24 protein-coding genes and 1 tRNA gene are annotated in these 17,928 nt (G+C 64.0%); 4 read left to right on the top strand and 21 right to left on the bottom strand.

Going from position 1 to position 17,928, the window contains the following annotated elements:
* Nucleotides 1-405: 405 nt before the first annotated feature.
* From LAQ58_RS05960 to LAQ58_RS05945, 4 genes are all read right to left on the bottom strand, one after another.
* Complete coding sequence (locus tag LAQ58_RS05960) at nt 406-816, bottom strand: DUF7344 domain-containing protein (RefSeq protein ID WP_224449685.1); 411 nt, start codon at nt 814-816, stop codon at nt 406-408.
* A gap of 177 nt (nt 817-993) precedes the next feature.
* Complete coding sequence (locus tag LAQ58_RS05955) at nt 994-1,257, bottom strand: hypothetical protein (RefSeq protein ID WP_224449684.1); 264 nt, start codon at nt 1,255-1,257, stop codon at nt 994-996.
* A 2-nt stretch (nt 1,258-1,259) separates the two neighbouring features.
* The gene (locus LAQ58_RS05950; protein WP_224449683.1) at nt 1,260-2,315 is read right to left on the bottom strand and encodes a tyrosine-type recombinase/integrase; all 1,056 of its coding nucleotides are present in this window, start codon (nt 2,313-2,315) and stop codon (nt 1,260-1,262) included.
* A gap of 104 nt (nt 2,316-2,419) precedes the next feature.
* Nucleotides 2,420-2,503: transfer RNA gene (locus LAQ58_RS05945), tRNA-Leu, on the bottom strand.
* A gap of 104 nt (nt 2,504-2,607) precedes the next feature.
* Here LAQ58_RS05945 and LAQ58_RS05940 point away from each other — a divergent pair.
* The gene (locus LAQ58_RS05940) at nt 2,608-2,916 is read left to right on the top strand and encodes a cyclin family protein (protein WP_224449682.1); all 309 of its coding nucleotides are present in this window, start codon (nt 2,608-2,610) and stop codon (nt 2,914-2,916) included.
* A gap of 5 nt (nt 2,917-2,921) precedes the next feature.
* On the opposite strand, the gene LAQ58_RS05935 is transcribed toward LAQ58_RS05940, so the two are convergent.
* The 10 genes from LAQ58_RS05935 to paaA all read right to left on the bottom strand — a co-directional run bounded on the left by LAQ58_RS05935 (nt 2,922) and on the right by paaA (nt 9,553).
* A complete protein-coding gene (locus tag LAQ58_RS05935; RefSeq protein WP_224449681.1) occupies nt 2,922-3,416 on the bottom strand; it encodes a phosphopantetheine adenylyltransferase in 495 nt (164 codons plus the stop codon).
* Nucleotides 3,417-3,464: 48 nt separating this feature from the next.
* Nucleotides 3,465-4,010 carry a helix-turn-helix domain-containing protein gene (locus tag LAQ58_RS05930; protein WP_224449680.1) on the bottom strand — a complete coding sequence of 182 codons (546 nt, stop codon included), beginning with the start codon at nt 4,008-4,010 and terminating at the stop codon, nt 3,465-3,467.
* Nucleotides 4,011-4,085: 75 nt separating this feature from the next.
* A complete protein-coding gene (locus tag LAQ58_RS05925) occupies nt 4,086-5,162 on the bottom strand; it encodes a glutamate--cysteine ligase (protein WP_224449679.1) in 1,077 nt (358 codons plus the stop codon).
* 148 nt (nt 5,163-5,310) lie between these two features.
* Nucleotides 5,311-5,949, bottom strand: a complete 639-nt coding sequence (locus tag LAQ58_RS05920) for a fibrillarin-like rRNA/tRNA 2'-O-methyltransferase (protein WP_224449678.1) — start codon at nt 5,947-5,949, stop codon at nt 5,311-5,313.
* On the bottom strand, nt 5,946-6,824 hold the full coding sequence (locus LAQ58_RS05915; RefSeq protein ID WP_224449677.1) for an NOP5/NOP56 family protein: 879 nt from the start codon (nt 6,822-6,824) through the stop codon (nt 5,946-5,948). Before LAQ58_RS05915 ends, LAQ58_RS05920 begins: the two co-directional genes overlap by 4 nt.
* Nucleotides 6,825-6,870: 46 nt before the next feature.
* On the bottom strand, nt 6,871-7,038 hold the full coding sequence (gene paaE, locus LAQ58_RS05910) for a 1,2-phenylacetyl-CoA epoxidase subunit PaaE (RefSeq protein WP_317988546.1): 168 nt from the start codon (nt 7,036-7,038) through the stop codon (nt 6,871-6,873).
* Complete coding sequence (paaD, locus tag LAQ58_RS05905) at nt 7,035-7,460, bottom strand: 1,2-phenylacetyl-CoA epoxidase subunit PaaD (protein WP_224449676.1); 426 nt, start codon at nt 7,458-7,460, stop codon at nt 7,035-7,037. The genes paaE and paaD overlap by 4 nt, the downstream gene beginning before the upstream one ends.
* Nucleotides 7,457-8,284, bottom strand: a complete 828-nt coding sequence (paaC, locus tag LAQ58_RS05900) for a 1,2-phenylacetyl-CoA epoxidase subunit PaaC (RefSeq protein WP_224449675.1) — start codon at nt 8,282-8,284, stop codon at nt 7,457-7,459. The genes paaD and paaC overlap by 4 nt, the downstream gene beginning before the upstream one ends.
* Nucleotides 8,281-8,607 carry a 1,2-phenylacetyl-CoA epoxidase subunit PaaB gene (gene paaB / locus LAQ58_RS05895; RefSeq protein ID WP_224449674.1) on the bottom strand — a complete coding sequence of 109 codons (327 nt, stop codon included), beginning with the start codon at nt 8,605-8,607 and terminating at the stop codon, nt 8,281-8,283. The genes paaC and paaB overlap by 4 nt, the downstream gene beginning before the upstream one ends.
* 1 nt (nt 8,608) lies before the next feature.
* Nucleotides 8,609-9,553, bottom strand: coding sequence for a 1,2-phenylacetyl-CoA epoxidase subunit PaaA (gene paaA / locus LAQ58_RS05890; protein WP_224449673.1), 945 nt, complete (start codon nt 9,551-9,553; stop codon nt 8,609-8,611).
* An 85-nt stretch (nt 9,554-9,638) separates the two neighbouring features.
* On the opposite strand from paaA, the gene LAQ58_RS05885 reads away from it, so the two are divergent.
* Nucleotides 9,639-10,280, top strand: coding sequence for a helix-turn-helix domain-containing protein (locus LAQ58_RS05885; RefSeq protein WP_224450130.1), 642 nt, complete (start codon nt 9,639-9,641; stop codon nt 10,278-10,280).
* Here LAQ58_RS05885 and LAQ58_RS05880 read toward each other — a convergent pair.
* The 6 genes from LAQ58_RS05880 to LAQ58_RS05855 form a co-directional block, all read right to left on the bottom strand.
* The gene (locus tag LAQ58_RS05880; RefSeq protein WP_224449672.1) at nt 10,277-11,422 is read right to left on the bottom strand and encodes a YihY/virulence factor BrkB family protein; all 1,146 of its coding nucleotides are present in this window, start codon (nt 11,420-11,422) and stop codon (nt 10,277-10,279) included. The two genes, LAQ58_RS05885 and LAQ58_RS05880, sit on opposite strands and share 4 nt — an antisense overlap.
* A 79-nt stretch (nt 11,423-11,501) precedes the next feature.
* Complete coding sequence (locus LAQ58_RS05875) at nt 11,502-12,668, bottom strand: YihY/virulence factor BrkB family protein (RefSeq protein WP_224449671.1); 1,167 nt, start codon at nt 12,666-12,668, stop codon at nt 11,502-11,504.
* A 67-nt stretch (nt 12,669-12,735) separates the two neighbouring features.
* On the bottom strand, nt 12,736-13,500 hold the full coding sequence (locus LAQ58_RS05870; RefSeq protein WP_224449670.1) for a hypothetical protein: 765 nt from the start codon (nt 13,498-13,500) through the stop codon (nt 12,736-12,738).
* On the bottom strand, nt 13,497-14,279 hold the full coding sequence (locus tag LAQ58_RS05865) for a hypothetical protein (protein WP_224449669.1): 783 nt from the start codon (nt 14,277-14,279) through the stop codon (nt 13,497-13,499). Before LAQ58_RS05865 ends, LAQ58_RS05870 begins: the two co-directional genes overlap by 4 nt.
* Nucleotides 14,272-14,520, bottom strand: coding sequence for a hypothetical protein (locus LAQ58_RS05860; protein WP_224449668.1), 249 nt, complete (start codon nt 14,518-14,520; stop codon nt 14,272-14,274). Before LAQ58_RS05860 ends, LAQ58_RS05865 begins: the two co-directional genes overlap by 8 nt.
* A complete protein-coding gene (locus tag LAQ58_RS05855) occupies nt 14,517-15,389 on the bottom strand; it encodes a hypothetical protein (protein WP_224449667.1) in 873 nt (290 codons plus the stop codon). The genes LAQ58_RS05860 and LAQ58_RS05855 overlap by 4 nt, the downstream gene beginning before the upstream one ends.
* 251 nt (nt 15,390-15,640) lie before the next feature.
* On the opposite strand from LAQ58_RS05855, the gene LAQ58_RS05850 reads away from it, so the two are divergent.
* Together LAQ58_RS05850 and LAQ58_RS05845 are read left to right on the top strand one after the other, a co-directional pair.
* Nucleotides 15,641-15,904, top strand: coding sequence for an AAA family ATPase (locus LAQ58_RS05850; protein ID WP_224449666.1), 264 nt, complete (start codon nt 15,641-15,643; stop codon nt 15,902-15,904).
* A 12-nt stretch (nt 15,905-15,916) separates the two neighbouring features.
* Nucleotides 15,917-17,389, top strand: coding sequence for a fluoroquinolone export ABC transporter permease subunit (locus tag LAQ58_RS05845; protein ID WP_224449665.1), 1,473 nt, complete (start codon nt 15,917-15,919; stop codon nt 17,387-17,389).
* Nucleotides 17,390-17,436: 47 nt separating this feature from the next.
* Here LAQ58_RS05845 and LAQ58_RS05840 read toward each other — a convergent pair whose 3' ends face one another.
* Nucleotides 17,437-17,898, bottom strand: coding sequence for a MaoC/PaaZ C-terminal domain-containing protein (locus LAQ58_RS05840; RefSeq protein ID WP_224449664.1), 462 nt, complete (start codon nt 17,896-17,898; stop codon nt 17,437-17,439).
* Nucleotides 17,899-17,928: the final 30 nt, after the last annotated feature.

Raw genomic sequence — 17,928 nt, 5'->3', positions numbered from 1 at the left:
CGCGACTTGCAGGGTTCAGAATCCGCTCTGAACGGTTTTCGCCCTCACTGCGTTCGGACAGAAAATGCGTGGGACCGGATTTGAACCGGCGGACTCCTACGAGACAGCGGTCTGCCGCGCTCAACACAGTTGGGCCGCCTACGGTCGCCAGTGCGACTTTGTGCTCACAGTCTGTTCACGGTGGACGTCTGCCGGGCAGTCGCACTCAGCAGGAAGTGCCCGGCCATCTCGCTCCTCGACACTGACCACATACCGGTTGGTTGTCCTTCAGGAAGCCGTAGCTGGCGTTTGTAACCTCAACTTGGCGCGGGCCGACAATCGTAAATTCCCAACTCTCCCACGCTACACGGCGAGCCGTCTTCGCGTTCAGCCCGCCAGATGGTTTCTGGGGAGGATGTCATTTGTTCAGTCTATTTCCATGTGCCGAGCATGTTCAAGCCACTCTTCAAGAGAGGGTGAGTGGTAAAAGCGGAGTTCATTTTGTCGGGAATCGTAGTCAATGATTCCGGCCTCGTCAAGACGGGGTAGCTTCGAATGGTGTACATCAAGTTTGACCTGCTCCCGTGATGGGGGTTCGTCTGGTTCTGTGCCAGCAACCTCGTACGCACATACTGCATGAACTACATCTTCAAGCTCGGCAACCTCGTCGTCCATACTATAGAGGTAATAGAGGACGTATCGGAGCCGTGTGATACTTAAGAGTTCAAATATAGTATCAAGGTTCTCAGTGACCCTCGAATCGCGTAGCAACTGGGTCGCGTACCCGCTTCCCCAATTATATTCTCCACCATCTGACTCGAACACATCGTCAGACATTCTATAGTAAAGTCAACGACTTTCAATATAAGTGTTAGTGGTGTCACACTAAATTCCCGGTTCCCAGCAGACAGGAAAGTCAACTCTTACTAACCCCCTTTATGTCTCATACGTCGAAAGTAACCTACTCGACGGCTTCTCGCTGTCCATGAATTTCCGGCAAGAATTGACCGACAGCTACAGGCGGTCCACCAGCGCCTTCTGAATCACATGCTTGCCTTCTTCATCGTCTTCGTCCAACCGCTCGTAGAGGGCCATCAAGTCGTCTCTTGACAGCGTGAACTGGCCGCCGTTGTCTCCGCGTTCGGCCCGCCAGACCGTTTCCCCGAGCACTTCATTCTCGATGGTGCGCTTCTCGCTGTTCGAGGTCGCCCGGTGGTAGTCGCCAATCAGTTCCTCAATTCGGTTCGGGTTGAACGAGTAGGGTTGGTTTTCGTGCATGGTTATCCCATCCGGTTGAGTGCGTCGCGGCGGTCTTCAACCGGCACTTGGTCGTATTTCATCGTCGTCTTCGCGTTCCGGTGACGGAGCTGTGCTTTCGTCGCGGCAAGGTCGCGTTCCTTGGTCATGTACGTCCCGACCGAGTGGCGAATAGTGTACCACGACATTTGCCGGTGTGTGTGGTCTATCTCGGCGTCGTCACAGAGCTTGTGTAAGAGTCTCCGGAGTTCGTTCGCACCGTACTTGTTCCGGTGGCGGGTGAGCCACAACTGGTCCGTATCCTCGTAATGGGGGTGTTCGGCCCGCTCCTCAAGCCAGCGACTCAACGCTGTGGTGGTTCGGTCGGTCAGGCTCACCGTCCAGTTCCCTTCGTTCTTGCTGGACTCTTCACGCGGGATACGGAGCACACCGTTTTCGGTATCCACCCATCCAACTTTCGCCCGCCCAACCTCAACTGGACGGAGCGCGGCGTCAAGACTCGTCCATACGATTGAGGTGAATTTCCAGCTACAGTCCGTGACAGCGAGTGCGTCTGTGTCCTCCACACCGTAAGCTGGGTTACCATCCATAGCGAGAGCGGCTTGGCGAATCTTCCGGCGTTCATCGAGGGACAGGAAGTCTCTGGGTGCGTTGTTGCCGCCCCCGCTCGTGAATGTCCACGGGAACTCCCATTTGTCGGCCCCGTGTTGCTCCTGAAGCCACTTGGAGTACCGCCGAAGCATTTCTAACTGCTTGCCTTTTGTGGAGTCAGAGACGTCGCTGTAGGCGGTTTCTTCCATGAAGGCGCTCGCGTGCTCTTGCGTTGGTGGAGCGACGTAGTGGCCGTCCTGTTGCCACACCCAGCGGTCGAACGCGGCGGTACGATACCCGGTACTGTAGACTGAGTACGGTGAGTACCCACTGGCCCGCTGGGGGTTCTTGCCGAATTTCAAAAGCCACGTCAGGAGCGATTTACGGTACTCGTAGTAGTCGACGTGCTCCTTCTCAGTGAGCAGTTCTCGGTTGGGTTCGGAGACGATGATGATGTTCCGATTGGGTTCAGTTTCGTCTCCGTCCATTACGGGACAGCGTTGCAGTGAATTTGGTCTATCGAGCGACATTTTGTGGGTTTTCTTCCGATAGACGCTCCAAGAGAATTGTACGACGGTACGCCGAAGGCGTATGCGTGGGACCGGATTTGAACCGGCGGACTCCTACGAGACAGCGTCCTAAGCGCTGCGCCGTTTCCTGGCTTGGCTACCCACGCGCACCTTGTAGTAACGGAAAGTGCAGTAAGAAGTTGTCGTTCCCCGGAGCGTCGTCCCGCCCCCACGCGGTCGGTTTATATCCACCGAGAGGGAACACAAAGACATGTACCGCGCACGGGACCGCGTCGACAACGAGGAGTGGCTGACCCGCCTCGAACGGGCCGCCGACAGCCTCGACCTCGGCTCGGAATCGCGGTCGAACGCGACCGACCTGTTTCTCACCCACGTCCCGGACGAGGACCGCTCGAAACCCGCGACGGCCGCCGCGAGTCTCTACGCCGGGGCACTCATCGCAGGGGAGGAACGCTCCCAGACCGCCGTCGCCGACGCAATGGACGTGACTCGGCTCTCGATACAGAAACGCTGGAAGAACATCCTGGAAGACGCCGGATTCCGCCCGCCGTCGTGGTGAGGTAACTACTCCGGCGGCGTCTTGCCGCGGCCCTCGCGCTCGGGCGTGAGGTTGCCGTGACGGTCGATTTCTCCCGAGACGATGCGCGTCGAGGAGATGCGCTCGCCGTCGGCGGCGGCGACGTGGTCGACGACTTCGATGTCGAGCGGGTCGAGACCGCGCTCTCTACGGATTTCGTTGACTTTCTCGCCGCCGTCCTCGGTCTCCGGTGAGACGATGAGCACGTCGAAGCCGGGTTCGGTAGCGATGCCGGTCGGTTCCGACAGTTCGCGAACCTCGAACTCGCGATCGTGCTCGGCCGCCAGCGGTTCGAGTTCGGCCACCAAATCGCGTTGTCGCTCCTCGAACGAGCGGACGTACCGGTCGATGTGGCGGGTCTGCGGCGCGAGTTCGTCGGACGTGAGTCCGACCGTCAGGTCACCGAGTTCGAACGCACGCTCGAACAGGGCGCGGTGGCCATCGTGGACCGGGTCGAATGTCCCGCCGAGCGCAACGTGCATAATCTCCGTGTTGGCGTCGGTTCACTTAAAAAGGTCGGCTTCGCCGACTTACTCCGAGTCGGCGTCCGAATCGCTCGACTCGATCGACCCCCCGTCGACGGTGATGGTCACCGGCGTCGAACCGTCGTCGGCAGCGTCGGCATCTGCCCCGTCGCGGAGTTGATGGTCGAGGTTGAACACCGTGTTCAACTCCGACTGCACCTGTTCGGCGACGCTTCGAACGAGTTCGCTCGGCGCGATAGCCTCGTACTCGTAGGGGTTGTTCCCCGCGCCGGCGCTCTCGCGCTTCTGCCGCGTCACCCGGTCTTCGTCGTGGAGTTCCGCGAGCGCTTCGCGGACGGTACTCGGGTACAGTTCGGTTCCCTCAGCGACTTCGTCGCTCGTACTGTTCGGATGCTGACGGAGGTACACGTAGATCCGCGCCCGCGTTTCGGTGTCGAGCACCCACGCGAGCAGGTCGACGACGTTCTGGTCGAACTCGCTCGCAGCACGGTCTGCGCCCTCGCCGAGTCGTGCCCGAGTTGCCGGCTGGTCGTCCTCCTCAGCCGTTCGCTCGTCGCTGCGCGAATCGTCGGGGGGTTCCTCGGCAGACATGTGTTTAGGTCTGAACTCGGGACTACAGTCAGAAAAAGCGTTTGGCCAGATCAGTTGCTGTGAATTACGAGCGGCTCAGAGCAGGAGCGACGCGCAGAGCGCATCCATATCCGCCTCGCGGAGTACGCGTCGCTGCCGACTCGCACCGCTCTCATCGTCGAGTATCGAGCGCAGGCCCGAGACGTCGAGTCGGTCGCAGACGCGGTCGACGGCCGTTTCGAGGTCGACGAGCGACTCCGCGTCCCGGTCGACGAACGAGGCGTCGTGGCCGTGTCGAATCGCCCGCCACTTGTTCTCGTCGAGGAGTTCGCGGCGGATGTCGGTGGCGGATTCGCTGTCCTCGAACCGTTCCGCGATGTCGACGACCAGCGCGTGGACGAACTCGACGAACGCCAGCACTACCTCGGGGTCCCGCTGGGCGTCGGGCGTCCGGACTTCGACGGTGCCGTGGCCGGTGTGGGGTCGAACGTCGTACCAGAGTTCCCCTCTATCGTTTATCGACTCAGTTTCGACCATCCGGCGCTCGAAGCGCGCGTACGACTCGAAATCGTCGAATCGGGTCGGCATCCCCGTGTTCGGAAGCCCCTCGAATATCTTCGCCCGCGCCGAGGCAAGCCCCGTGTCGAAACCGTTCCAGAACGGCGAGTTTGCCGACAGCGCGAGCAGGAGCGGGAGATACCAGCGGAGTTCGTTGGCGACCCAGACGGCTTTGTCGGCGTCGTCAACGCCGACGTGGACATGCAGTCCCGCCGTCGTGTTGCGGTGCTGCGGATACTGGATTCGGTCGAGTTGTGCGCGGTAGCGCGGTTTCTGCGCGTGGTCGAGTTCGCGCCACTTCGCCGCGGGGTGGAGTCCGGCGGCGGCGACGCTGAAGCCGTGGGTCTCCGCGTGGTCGACGAGCGCCTCGCGAACCGAGCGGAGCGCGTCGCTCGCCTCGGCAGGGCGTTCGATGAGCGGCGTCTGCGTCTCGACGATGAACTCAAACAATTCGTGGTCGATGCGGCCGCCGAGCGGGTCGGGCGGGTCGTCGCCGTACACCAACTCGTCGATGGCCGACGCGGGGCGCCCGGCGTCGTCGACGACGAAAAACTCCTCTTCGATGCCGAGGGTCCCCATCCGGTCGAACGCCTCGCGCGTTCCCAACTCCTCCATTGGCCGCCTTTCGGAACCTCGAAGTAAATAGTTCGTGAAGTCGGCCGCTGACGCCGGGTGTGCGCCGGTCGCGCGCTACCGCATCTGTGTGTGACTGTCAACAAACTCGCACGCGACCCCGCCATGCTCTCGAACTACCGCGGTCAAGCTACCGCGGCCGAGCTACCACGCCGAGGTGGTCGCTGTGGAAGCGGTCGAGGCGCGCCGTCTCCAACACCTCATAGGCGTCGCCGAGTCGGGAGACGACGCCGTCGAACACGTCGCTTGGGTCGCTCGTCACGTCCTCGCTCCGCGCCTTGACCGCCATGAGCAGTCGTCCGTCGTCGGCGAGGAACTGCCGATTACGGACCGCCACGTCCGCCTGCCCGCGCGTCGCCACGTCCTGCACGAGTACGTCGAGATTCGATTCGACGACGTGGGCGTACGTGTCCGGTTTGCGGGCGTCTTTCAGTAGCGGAAATAGGTTCTCTCTGTCTTCGGCAACGCCGACGAGGTCACGGACCGTCCGAGGGGCGAACTCGACGGCGTACGTCGGTCCGGCGAAGTCGGCGACGTGGCTCACCGTCGTTCCCGACGCCGCGCCGAGATAGAGGACCGACTCGCCGCCCGAGAGACCGGTCTTCATACCGAGTTCGAGCATCGCGCCGAGCTTCGAGCGCCCGGCGTCCCAGAGTCTCCAGCCGTCGTCGGTCGGTTCGCCGTACACCGTCTCGCCCCGCGTGGCGAGTCGCTCGCGCCCGTCGAACGAGCGGCGTTCGACGCCCTCGGGGAGTTCGCGTCGGCTCATTCGCCGTCTCCCTCCTCGGCGCGGGCGCGAATCGTCTCGATCCGCTCGCGGAGTTCGTCGTGAATCTCCGGCTTGAGGTCGCCGCTGTAGTGGTCGATGCGGGCGGCGATGACGAGTTTGCCCGCGAGCGCGCGGGCGGCCGACCCGTGGTCCTGCGGTCGGGTCCCGCGGACAGCCTCGTGGACGTAGATGACGCCGTGTTTCGGCGACGACGCGCGTCCGGCGAGGTGGGCGAACAGCGCGTCCTCCGCGCCGAGGACCTGCACCGTGCCGCTCGGTTTCTTCGCCAGCGGCTCAAGGCCGCCGGCTAACGAGATGAGACGGGCGGTGAGCACCGGTCCGGCCATCTCGGCCATGTTCGGCGCGACTTCCGGCGCGCGGCGTTCGACGTACTCCCGAAGCGCGTCGCGCTCGGCGGCCAGTTCGGCCACGCGCTCGGCGAGCGAGACGACGCGCTCCTCGGTGGCGTCTTCAGGCTCGATCTCGGCGAGTTCGCGGGCGTAGTCGACCCCAGTTCCACCTCGGCGGCGGTCGGTGTCGCCTCCGGTTCCGTCGCCCTCGAAGAGGCTTCCGGCCCACTCGCCGAGGCGCTCGGCGAGTTCGTTCGCGGTTCGTTCGACATCGTCCATCGCGCGGACGGCGTGCATCAGCTGCTTGTCGTCGGCACGTTCGGCTTCCGCGGCGGCGCTGCGTGCGGCCTCGATGCTCGCTGCGCGGAGCCTCTCGTAGTACTCGTCTTCGTTGGCGACGAACCCGCTCTCGACGGCCGCTTCGGGCCAGTCGGCGGGCGCGTCGGCGCTCCCCTCGCGGATACGCGACGCCGCCGTCTCGGTGTCGCCGGGGTCGACGCCGACGAACCACGCGTCTTCGGTCATGGTCGGAGGTGGACACGCCGAGGATTAAAAGGGGACGACTCCGCCGTCAGCCGAACTGCTCGAACGGCTGTTCACAGTCCTCGCAGTAGTGCATCGACCGGCAGAGGCCGGGCCCTTTCGGATGGTCGCGCACCGTGTTCGTAGACCCGCAGTACGGACACTCGACGCCCGTTTTCGGCCCTTCGCCGCGGGTGCTGGGGTCGAAGCGCATCAGACGCTCAACCCGAACTCCCGCAAGTCTTCTTTCCCCTGTTCGGTCACCATCTCGACGTTCCACGCCGGCGAGTAGCGGAGCGTCACCTCGGCGTCGGCGACGCCGGCGGCGAGCGTGGCGCAGCGCACGTCGTTGAGAATCATGTCGCGCGCCGGACAGCCGGTGTAGGTGAGCGTCATCTCGACGTGCGCGACATCGTCGACGACGTCCACGTCGTAGATGAGACCGAGGTCGACGATACTGACGGGCATCTCGGGGTCCTCCACCTCGTACAGCGCGTCCCACACGTCGCGTTCGACGCCGGTCGCACCGTCGCCAGTTTTGGGGTACTGGTCGTGCGCATCGCCGGGTTCGTAGTCGGTGTAGGCGCACGCTTCCGACTCGAACTCGCCTCCCTCGACTTCGAACTCGTCGGTGCTCACGCGCCCTCACCCCGCAGCGTGGTCGGCCGGTCGAAGTCGAGTTCGCGGTACGTCGCCGTGAACTCCTCGTAGAGGTCGAACCAGTCGTCGGTGTGGCGGCCGTCGCGACCGGTCGCCTCCGGGCGCGCGACCTCGTCCGGCTCGGGAACGTCGAGACCGAGCGATTCGAGGTACGGCACGACGATTTCGAGCCACTCGGTGCGGAGGTCTGCGAGCGTATCGGTCCGGAGTCCGAGGTCGACGATGTCGTCCTCGCGGGGGCCGGAGGCGAACAGCGTCAGCGCGTGGGGGAAAAGGCGGTCGAGGGCGGTCTGGACGCGGGCGCGGCTCTCCTCGCTCCCCTCGTCGGCGAGGCGGTCGAGCCAGTTCTGGGCGTGTTCGCGGTGGTACGACTCCTCGGCGAGCACCTTCTCCACGCGGTCGCACAGCGGCGCGTACGACGAGTCGACGATAGCTTCCATGCGCAACTGCTCGGCGACGTCGTAGAGGTACGTCCGGACCATCGTGTCCGCCCAGTCGCCGGGTTCGGTTTCGAGTTCGACGAGCGTCGCGTGTCGCCACTTTTCGGGTTCTCGCTCCCAGATGAGTTCCTCCTCGCTGTGGCCGAGGTCCGAGAGGAGGTCGTACCAGAGGCGGGCGTGACCGTACTCGTCCTGAGCGACGTTTGCCAGCGCGAGGTCGGATTCGAGCGTCGGCGCGAAAATCTGCCACTCGATGTAGCGCTCGGCGGCGACGTACTCGTCGTCGGCCATCCGGAACAGCAGTTCTTCGAGCGTCGCCCGCTCGCGGTCGCTGAGGTCGGTGGGACCGTCGAATCGGCTCACGACCGCGCCTCCTCGCGCTTCTTCGCGGCTTCGCGCTGTTCGTCCTCGCTCTCTTCGACCTCGGCGGCGAAACTGGCGTCAACGTTGTTGTACGTCATCGCCCAGCGGTACGCCTTGTCGGTCGTGCCGCCGAACTTCGCCTCGTCGGCGTCGACTTCGCCGATTTCGTCGCGCGGGACGACCCAGAGGCTGTTGGTCTGCATGCGGCGGCCGTGCTGAATCTGCGCGAACATCAGCGCCATCTCGCGGTCCGGCGCGTGGACGTTGCCGCAGTGCTGGTGGTACTTCCCGGGTTTCTCCTGTCTGAACACTTCCCAGATCATCCTAATCGGCCGCCTGCGGGGTCGTACCCGCCGATTCGTTCTCCCAGCCGTCCATCGCCTCGCGCACCCACGCCACGGCCTCGTGGCGCTGGCGACGCGACCCGATCTGTTCGTAACTGCCCTCGTAATCGTTCTTGGCGATGGTCCAGAACTCGTCCCAGTCGAGGTCCTCTTCGACCACGGTGTACCTCCCGGTCTCCTCGTCGTACTCGATTCGGGGTTCGTCGGGGATTTCGAGGCCGTACTTCTCGGCTTTCGGGATGTAGGCGTTCAAGAACGCCTGCCGGAGTTCGGAGTTCGAGACGGTTTTCAGCCCGACCTGCTGGGCGAAGTCGTTGTGCGTGCTCTCGCTGTTCATTGGCCCGAAGAACTGGAGGATGCGCGGCCACCACGTGTCGAACACCTCCTGAGTACGCTCCTGGTTCGCCTTCGAGGACCGCATGAGTTCGCGGAGGATGTCCTCGCCGTGTTTGACGTGGAACCCTTCCTCGAAGCACACTTTGTCCATAGCGTGTGCGTACGGCTCCCACGAGGTGCTCTTGAGCGTCGCCTGCCGACGCATCGCGCCGCCGTCGACGAAGAAGTCGATCATCGGCGCCTCGTACCAGGAGTTCACCGGGTAGTGGAAGCAGTTGAGGAACTTCCCGTCGCCGCGTTCGAGTTCGTCTAACATCTCCTCGCGCGTCTTCACGCCGAGCGTCTCGGCAGCGCGGTACAGCAGTTGCGCGTGGCCGATCTCGTCCTGCGTCTTCGCCGTACACGCGAGCTTTCGGTCGAGGCTTGGAGCCATGCGCGTGAACACCTTGTCGAGGTACCCGCCCATCACCTCGGAGTTGGCGTGGAACTGAATCATCCGCGTCGCCGCCTTCCGGTACTCCTCCGGCATGTCGTCTTTCGGGCTGAACTGCCGAGGTCCGGCCCGTTCCTTGACGGTGTCGAGGTCCATGGTCGTTCGTTATAGATTGGCGAATATACGATTTGACCCGTCTATAGGCGGTGTTTATATGTTGCCGCCCGCCGATTCGCCGACGATGCGCGAGGAGTGTCTGGTGGTGGAGTTTCGAGTGACCGGGGACGACTGCCCCTTGGCGGCGGCGTCACGGACGACGAGCGTGACCATCGAATGCGAACCGCCGCAGATGCGCGGCGACGGGAACGTCCTCCTCCGGTTCGGCGCGCCGACGAGCGACGAACTCGCGGCGACGCTCGACGCAGACGGGCGACTTCGCTACCTCCACCGCGCGACGGCCGAAGGGCGAGACACGTACCGCTGCCTCTCGAAGCACCCCTGTATCGTCCACGAGTTGACCGACGTGGGGTTCGTCGCCGAGACGCTGACCTACCGCGACGGCGAGGAGCGGTTCACCGGCGCAGTCGTCGGCTACGACGTGCTACAGGGCGTATTGGCGGCCGCCGGCGAGGCTGTCGGCGTGACGCTCGAACGCGTCTACCCACTCGGTCCGCAGGCCGATTCGGCTGCCGCGCGGTGGGACGTGACGCCCGCCCAGGAGGCAGCGTTGCGGGCGGCGCTGGAGATGGGATACTTCTCGGTCCCGAAGGCGGCGACGGCGGTCGAAGTCGCAGAGGAGTTGGGAATCAGCAAGTCGGCGTTTCTCGAACGGCTCCGACGCGGGCAGGCGGGGTTGCTCGGACAGGTGCTCGGCCGCAGTTAGTCGTCGGCGGGCGTCGACGACTGGTCCGAGGGGTTCGTTTCTGTCGTCTCGTGAGGACGCCCCTCGACTCGGACGTCGTCCTCCTGCGTTCGCCACCGGAGTCGCACCTCGTGAACTCGCTCGTCGTCTTCGTACAACGCCCGTTCGGTGACCTCGAGCGTTCCGGTCTCCGGCATTCGGGCGCGACCGAGCGTCCCATCGGTCCGTGTCGGTTCCATTCCCTCGTACCGACGGGTGACGTCTTCGCGAAGTCGCCGCAGATAGCCCGCCGCCTGGTCGCGGTTCAAGCGGTCCTCGCGCAGCACCTCCCGATTCGCGGCGCGGTCGGCCGCGCCCGTTCCGACGCCGCCGGACGCGCCGGTCGCGTAGCCGCCGACGACGGCGTTGACGACTGCGCCGAGCAGGAGGACGAGGCCGCCGAAGTAGAGCCACGTGACGAGGACGATGACGCCGCCGAGCACGCCGTACGCCTCCGACTTGTCCGAGAAGGCGATGTAGAACTGGAACACCCCTTGGAGGAGCGCCCACCCGACCGCCGCGGTCAACACGCCGGGGAGGATGCTGCGGACCGAGAGGTCGGTGTCCGGAAACACGTAGTACAGCGGGAGGAAGGCGATGCACAGGCCGAGAATCAACACGAGCGGGTTGAGCAGGCCGATCCACGGGAGCGACTCGAACGCGGCGAAGACGGTGCTCGCGGCGACCATCCCGGTGATGCCGACGAGGAGTACGACGAAGACGACGAGTCCGTCACGGAGTTGGTCGGTGAACTCGTTGCTGTCCTCCGTCTCGTAGATCTCCGAGAAGGCGGTGTCGAGACCGCGGAATATCTTCAGCGTCCCCCACAGGAGGACGACGACGCCGACGATGGAGAGTCCGGTGCCCTCGCTCGCGCTGTCGAGCGCGCCAGAGACGAGGTCGCCCGTTGCGGGCGTCAGCGACGACGCGACGAGCGTCGAGACCCGTCCTTCGAGTTGCTCGGACCCCAGAACCGACGTCAGGAGCACGATCAGGAGCAGGAGCGGGATGAGTGAGATGAACGCGTTGTACGCGAGGCTCCCGGCCATGAACGCGACGTTCTTCGAGCTGAACTCCTCGAGGACCTGTTTGCCGACCGCGATAGGAGAGCGTCGGGTACTCATACCGTCGGGTCAACACCGCGGCAGAAAGTGTTTCGCCGGGTCGGCGAATGCGGCAGCCTCGGTCTCGTTCTCGTCGTCGTCAGTCCTCTTCGGCGCGGCGCGCGTCGACCGCCGGTGACTCCTCGGCTTCGCCTTCGTCGTCGCCGTCGGCCTCGGAGTCTCGCTCGGGGAGACGCCATCGGAAGCGCGTCTCGTAGACGTGCTCGTCGTCGGTTTCGAACGACCGTTCGAGAAGCCCGATTTCGGTCGCCCCCGACAGGAGGTTCGGGGTTCTCTCGCCGTCCGTCGGTCGCATTCCGTTGTACCGACCGGTCAGGTCCTCGCGGAGGCGACGAAGGTACGCCGCCGCTTCGTCCGGGGAGAGCCGCTCCTCCCGATGCGACTTGACGGGTGTAGTGTCCGAGGCGGTTCGGGAGTCGGCGAAAATAAGACCGCTCGTCTCCGTCTCGTCGGCGTCTCCGCCGATGTAGCCGCCGACGACGGCGTTGACGACCGCTCCGAGCAGCAAGAGGAGACCGCCGAAGTAGAGCCACGTGACGAGGAGTACGATGCCGCCGAGGATGCCGTAGGCGTCCGTCTTCGCGGAGGCGGCGACGTATAGTTGGAACAGCGCTTGAAGCGTCGCCCAGCCCGTAGCGGCAGTGAGGAGGCCGGGAAGCACCTCTCCGAAGGTGACGTCGACGTTCGGAAAGATGTAGTAGAGCGGGAAGAAGGCGATACTGAGTGAGACGACGAGAAACAGGGGGTTCAGGACGCCGATGGCGAGTCGCTGCGTCAGCGCCGCGAAGGCCGACCCGGCCGTGACCATGGCGACGACGGCGACCAGAAGCGCCGCGAAGACGACGACTCCGTCGCGGATTCTGTCGACGAAGTCGTCGGCCTGCGCCGTCTCGTAGATTTCGGCGAACGCGGTGTCGAGACCGCGGAATATCTTCAGCGTCCCCCACAGGAGCACGACGATGCCGACGAGCGAGAAGCCGGTGTTGTCGTTGGCCTCGCGGAGCACCTCCCGGAGCGTGTCGCCGACGCCGGGAGCGAGATACGTCGCCGCGAGTTCGATGACGCGACGTTCGAGCGCGCCGCTGCCGACGACCGACACCGAAAGCACCAACAACAGCAGCAGCGGAAGCAGCGAGACGAACGCGTTGTACGCGATGCTGCCGGCCATGAACGCGACGTTCTTCGTTCGGAACTCGTCGGCGGTTCTCGTCAGCGTCCGGCGGACTGTCGTCGGTTGGGGTGTCATCTCGAAGCGTTGTTGAACGAAGGAAAGGTCCTGCGAGTCGGTGCGTTCGTCGTCCGGGTCGACGCGCTCACCGCCTCGGTACGGTCGAGTGGCGGACGACGCCGTTCATGTCGGGCCGCGCGCTCGGCACGGTCGAGTGCATCGTCGGTCGCCCGCGGGAACGATCGTCGTCGCCGACGTCGACGAGTCCGTCGTCCTCGGCGTCGTCTTCGCTGGCTTCCTCTTCTTCGACTTCCGCCTCGTCGCTCGCCGCGGAGTCGTCTGCTTCGTCGCCCGTCTGCATCTGTTCGACGCTGGCTTTGAGCGAGTCGGCCGCCTTGTCGAGTTGCGACTGCAGCGACTTCGTGAGCGGAGAGCCGTCGTCGTCGGCTTCTTCCGCCTCGGCTTCTTCCGCCTCTGCCTCGTCGGTCGCCTCGGAATCAGCGGCGTCACCGGTTTCGGTCTCGTCCTCGCTGTCGCCCTCGCCGGTCGTTTCGCTCTCGGCGGTCGGTTCGGACTCGGCGGTGAGGTCGGAGAGGCGCTCCCGGAGTTCGCTCATCGCGTCGCCGTCCTCCACGTTCCCGGCTTTCGACAGCGCGAGAATCGTCTTGAGGTCGAGCACCGACTCCTCGCCGCCGGCGGCGAGGGCGTGCGGAATCGTCTCCACGTGGTCGCCGTCGTCGTCGGTGAGACCGACTGCTTTGATCAGTTCTTCGGTCGTCGTCTCGTCGACGAATGTCGCCGCCTCGTCGGCGAGTTCGCGGAGTCGGTCGTCGCGCTCCTCGTCGGACGCCGAGAGCGCCTGTCTCACCTCGCCGAGGATTCGGTCGGCGGTCTCGGCGGCGTCCGTCATTCGCCTTCGTCACCTCCGTCGTCGGACTGGTCGGCCGATTCTTTCTCCTCGTCGAACTGCTCGACGAGGTCGTCGACGAGGTCCTCGTGGCTCTGGTTCGCCTTGATGTCCGCGTCTTTCGCCATCGACTGCAGTTCGCGGTACGAGACCGTCTCGAGCAGTTCCCGGTACGTCTCCCGACGAACGTTGCTCAGATTGTCCGGCAATGCGTCCGACGCGCGGGATTCGACTTCGTCGGCGACGTCATCGGCCGTCTCTTCGGCGTCCTCGGCGGTGTCTGTCGCCTGTTCCTCGGCCGTCTCGGCGGCGTCTTCCGCCTTGCCGGTCGCCTTTTCGGCGGCGTCCGTTGCCTTACCGGTCGCCTTTTCTGCGGTGTCGGTCGCTTCGTCTTTGGCGCTCTCTGCGGACTCCTTGGCCGACTCAGCGGTTTCCTCGGCCGCCTGTTCGATTTCGCTCGGTTTGGAGACCGCGGCGCGCAGCGCTTCGGCGCTCTCCTCGACCGCATCACGCGTTCCGAGTGAGTTCAAGATCGCCTGTTTGAGCGTTTCTTTGACGTCTGCGAGAATCTCGAACGGTTTCTTTCCCGCTTCGACGCCGTCGCGGACGGTTTCGTCGACCGTCCGGCCCAGCCGTTTCCCGAGTTCGCGCCCTAACCGACTCCCGATTTTCCGGCCGACGCTCTCGCCGACCTCGCGGCCGTCTATCTGGTCTCCGACTTCGTCGGCGACGACGTTCTGTAGCGAGGAGGACGATGACGAGGAGGACGACGAATCACTCATCGTCGCCACCCCCCGTGAACCGGTTTAGCGCGCCTCCGACGACGCGTTCGCCGAGGAGCGCGCCGAGCGCCGACCCGACGAGTGCGCCGAGTACTTCGCCGCCTCGGCCGCCGAGTCGCTCGCCGAGAGCGTCGTCGTCTTGGATGCCGCTCCACTTCGTATCGGCAAGCAGTTCGTCGTAATCGAGGTTGGTCAGTAGTTCGGTCACGTCGATGCGACCGAGAAGCGACGACTGGCTCACGATTCGTCTTCCTCCTCGGAGTCGGACGGTTCGCTCTCCTCGTCGCTCTCGCTCTCGTCAGCGGACTCACCCTCCTCGTCGCCTTCCTCGGCCTCCGAGCTCTCTTCACCCTCGCCCTCCTCGTCTTCTTTCTCGTCGGCGTCACCGAACAGTTGGTTCACCACCCCGACGATGAGCTGGACCGCGATATCCTTCAGCGGAAGTTCTTTCGCTGCGGATTTGAGCGTACTCTTCGTGGCGTCCGCCACCGAGGAGAGGCGACCACCCTCGCCGTCTTCGCCCCCGCCGCCGAGCGACGGCAGTTCCGGAAGCATGTCCTTGAGATCCGGTAGCTCCGGCATCCCCGGCAGTTTGTCTAAGATTTTGCCGAGGCCGTCGTCGAGCAGTCCGGCGACGGCTGCCAGCAGGTTGCCGACGAGGTTCCCCTCGCCCTCCTTTGCGGAGAGGTCGAGGACGACGTCGTCGAGGTCGACCTGCAATCCGAGAAGGTCGAGATGGAGGCCTTCGAGGTCCAAGAACAGTACTCCCGTCTCGTCCTCGCCTCGCATCGCCTCCTGTCGCTGGTCGGAAGTGTCTTTCTTCTCTTTGGCCGTCTCGGAGGGGAACTCCTCCTCCTCTTCGCCTTCCTCAGACTCTTCTGCCTCTTCGCCTTCCTCGGACTCTTCTGCCTCTTCGCCTTCCTCGGACTCTTCTGACTCCTCTGACTCTTCGCCTTCGGCCGACTTTTCTTCTTCCTCTGATTGCTCGGCTTCCTCCGATTCTTGCGATTCCTCGGACGATTCGGACTCGTCGGCCTCCTCCGATTCCTCGGCCTCGGCACTCTGCCCGCCGTCTGGCAGTACTCTCCGTTCGACACTATCAGTTGCCACCTGTCCAACGCGCTCGGGTGAACGTTCCGAATCCATTGCTTTGTGAGAGGTCCACAGCGTCGTCCATGGTGGTTCGCCTTGCTATAGCAAGCCGACACGTTCGCTCCTGCGTACAAGTTAAATCGAGCGAAAATATGAGGAAACGTTAGTTCGAACATGAGTACATTTCGTCGGTGTACGGAACGATTCGAGAACGGCCCCGTCGTCGCAAAATCGGACCGAAGACTGTCCTCAAAAGCAGTTAAACGCGAATGCGTCTCAACGTCGCCCGAGCGCTCCTCAACGACCCGGACCTGTTGTTTCTCGATGAACCGACCGGAGGACTGGACCCCGGCAACGCCCGGAACATCAAAGACATGCTTCTCGACCTCCGGGCGGCGGGGACGACGGTGTTCGTGACGACGCACGACATGACCGTCGCCGACCAACTCTGTGACCGCGTCGAGACGATTCACACCGAGGAGGCGACGCTGGAGGACGTGTTCCTCGAAATCACCGGTGAGGAACTTCGATGAGCGTCCGAGTCGGTGCAGGGCGTCGCCTCGATGCTCCGATGGGACGTTCGACTCCAGGTTCGCTACGGCTTCTACGCCGTCTACGCGGTCATCGTCACCGCGTTCACGCTTGGTCTCACGCAGGTCCCGTCGTCGTTCAGAGCGACGGCACTCGTGCTGGTCCTGATGGGCGACCCGGCGTTTCTCGGCTTCTACTTCATCGCGGCGCTGGTGCTGTTCGAGAAGCGCGAAGGCGTCGTCGACGCGCTGACACTGTCACCGCTTAGCGGTGTCGAGTATCTGGCGTCGAAGACACTCTCGCTGACGCTTCTCGCTCTGCTCGCCAGCAGTATCGTCGCGGTGTTCGGCTACGGCCTCGATTTCGCCCCGCTGCCGTTTCTCGTCGGTATCGTTCTCACTTCGGCGCTGTTCGTCCTCGTGGGTTTCATCGCCGTCGCGCGATTCGATGACCTGAACGCGTACTTCATGACCCCGCTCGTCTACCTCCTCCCGACGAGTCTTCCGATGCTCGACTATCTCGGACTCGTCGAAAACTCGTTGGTCTACCTCGTCCCGACGCAGGCGTCGCTCGTGCTCATCGACGCCGCGTTTCGACCGGCGCCGACGTGGGAACTCGCCTACGGTGTCGGCTACCTCTCCCTCAGTGTCGCCGTCGCGGCCGTCTTTGCTCGACGAGCGTTCGAGCGTCACATCGTTCAAGGACTCAGCAGCGGCACTTCCGAGAGCGGCGCGGCCCGCGGCAGCATCGTCGGACGCGGACGGAGCTACGGCCCGGTCGTCAGCCTCGCCATCGCGGACCTGAAAAACTGGCTCCGCGACCCGATGCTCGCGTTCTTCGCGGCCGTGCCGCTGTTTTACGCGGTGCTCGGACGACTCGCGGTTCCGTATGTCGCCGACCTCTTAGCTCCGGGGTTCGAGTTGACGCCGTACTACCCGTTGGTCCTCGGCGTGTTCCTCTTCCTCGCGCCGCTGACGTTCGGATTCGTCACGGGCTTTTTTATCCTCGAAGAGCGCGACCAGAACGTCCTCGCCGCGCTGTTGACGACGCCGCTCACCGGCCGCGGCTACTTGCTCTACCGGTCGATTTCGGTCACCGTCGTCACCTTCGCGCTGATGTTTTTAACTGTGCCGCTGGTCGGACTTCTTCCCGTACCGGTTACGCTGCTCGTCGGGATCTGCGCCGTCGGGTCGCTCTGGACGTTCGCCTGCGCGCTGCTGCTGTCGGCGTTCGCCTCGAACACGGTGGAGGGCGTCGCGGTGAGCAAGTTCTTCGGTCTCACGGTGATGGTTCCGGTAGTCGGAGTCCTCGTCGCCCCCGAACCGTGGCAGTTTTTCGCAGGTGTGTTCCCGGCGTACTGGCCGCTGAAGGCGTTCCTCGTCGGCGTCGACGGCGGGTCGACGGTGGCGGTCGTGGGACTACTCGCGGTGGGTGTGGCAGCGCATCTCGTCGTCATCGGCGCGTTCGTCCGCCGATTCCGCGTGTGAGGTCTTGAGAGTGAGAGAGACGCGTTCGACGAACGCGAGAAAGAGTGCTACTCCTTCGTCTTGATCATGAACTTCATGTCGCCGGAGAACACCGTCTCGCCGTCCTGATTCGTCATCTCGGAGTCGATGACCACAAGTCCGGCGTCGTCACGGCTAGAGAACGATTTCGTCTCGACGACTTCCATCTCCAGGGAGATTGTGTCGCCCATTTTGACTGGCGCGGGGATGTCCATGTAGTTCATCCCGAGGAAGGCGACGACGGTGCGTTCGAGGAAGCCGCATCGGAAGACGAGTCCTGTCGCGAGGACGAACGTCATCGGCCCGTGGGCGACGCGTTCGCCGAAGTACTCGTCGTCGGCGTAGTGGCGGTTCGTGTGGAGCTCCGTCCAGTCGCCCGAAAATGCCGAGTGCATGACGAAGTCCGTCTCGGTCACCGTCCGCCCGGCGCTCTCGAACGTCTGTCCGACCTCGAAATCTTCGAAGTGGTGGGGTTCGTAACTGTAAGGCACGTCTTCCGGTTCTCCTATCGATGATAAAAA

It is taken from the genome of Haloprofundus salilacus (assembly GCF_020150815.1).
Classification (GTDB): domain Archaea; phylum Halobacteriota; class Halobacteria; order Halobacteriales; family Haloferacaceae; genus Haloprofundus; species Haloprofundus salilacus.
The sequence above is the reverse complement of the archived record's forward strand: the minus strand, read 5'-3'. Positions and strand labels throughout refer to the sequence as shown.

Coding starts and splice junctions, on each gene's coding strand:
- LAQ58_RS05930 (WP_224449680.1), bottom strand. CDS start 4,010: ATGTCTGCCGAGGAACCCCCCGACGATTCGCGCAGCGACGAGCGAACG.
- LAQ58_RS05865 (WP_224449669.1), bottom strand. CDS start 14,279: ATGAGTGATTCGTCGTCCTCCTCGTCATCGTCCTCCTCGCTACAGAAC.
- LAQ58_RS05870 (WP_224449670.1), bottom strand. CDS start 13,500: ATGACGGACGCCGCCGAGACCGCCGACCGAATCCTCGGCGAGGTGAGA.
- paaA (WP_224449673.1), bottom strand. CDS start 9,553: ATGGACCTCGACACCGTCAAGGAACGGGCCGGACCTCGGCAGTTCAGC.
- LAQ58_RS05955 (WP_224449684.1), bottom strand. CDS start 1,257: ATGCACGAAAACCAACCCTACTCGTTCAACCCGAACCGAATTGAGGAA.
- LAQ58_RS05950 (WP_224449683.1), bottom strand. CDS start 2,315: ATGGACGGAGACGAAACTGAACCCAATCGGAACATCATCATCGTCTCC.
- LAQ58_RS05960 (WP_224449685.1), bottom strand. CDS start 816: ATGTCTGACGATGTGTTCGAGTCAGATGGTGGAGAATATAATTGGGGA.
- paaB (WP_224449674.1), bottom strand. CDS start 8,607: ATGATCTGGGAAGTGTTCAGACAGGAGAAACCCGGGAAGTACCACCAG.
- LAQ58_RS05850 (WP_224449666.1), top strand. CDS start 15,641: ATGCGTCTCAACGTCGCCCGAGCGCTCCTCAACGACCCGGACCTGTTG.
- LAQ58_RS05880 (WP_224449672.1), bottom strand. CDS start 11,422: ATGAGTACCCGACGCTCTCCTATCGCGGTCGGCAAACAGGTCCTCGAG.
- LAQ58_RS05920 (WP_224449678.1), bottom strand. CDS start 5,949: ATGAGCCGACGCGAACTCCCCGAGGGCGTCGAACGCCGCTCGTTCGAC.
- LAQ58_RS05935 (WP_224449681.1), bottom strand. CDS start 3,416: ATGCACGTTGCGCTCGGCGGGACATTCGACCCGGTCCACGATGGCCAC.
- LAQ58_RS05875 (WP_224449671.1), bottom strand. CDS start 12,668: ATGACACCCCAACCGACGACAGTCCGCCGGACGCTGACGAGAACCGCC.
- LAQ58_RS05925 (WP_224449679.1), bottom strand. CDS start 5,162: ATGGAGGAGTTGGGAACGCGCGAGGCGTTCGACCGGATGGGGACCCTC.
- LAQ58_RS05885 (WP_224450130.1), top strand. CDS start 9,639: ATGCGCGAGGAGTGTCTGGTGGTGGAGTTTCGAGTGACCGGGGACGAC.
- LAQ58_RS05915 (WP_224449677.1), bottom strand. CDS start 6,824: ATGACCGAAGACGCGTGGTTCGTCGGCGTCGACCCCGGCGACACCGAG.
- LAQ58_RS05940 (WP_224449682.1), top strand. CDS start 2,608: ATGTACCGCGCACGGGACCGCGTCGACAACGAGGAGTGGCTGACCCGC.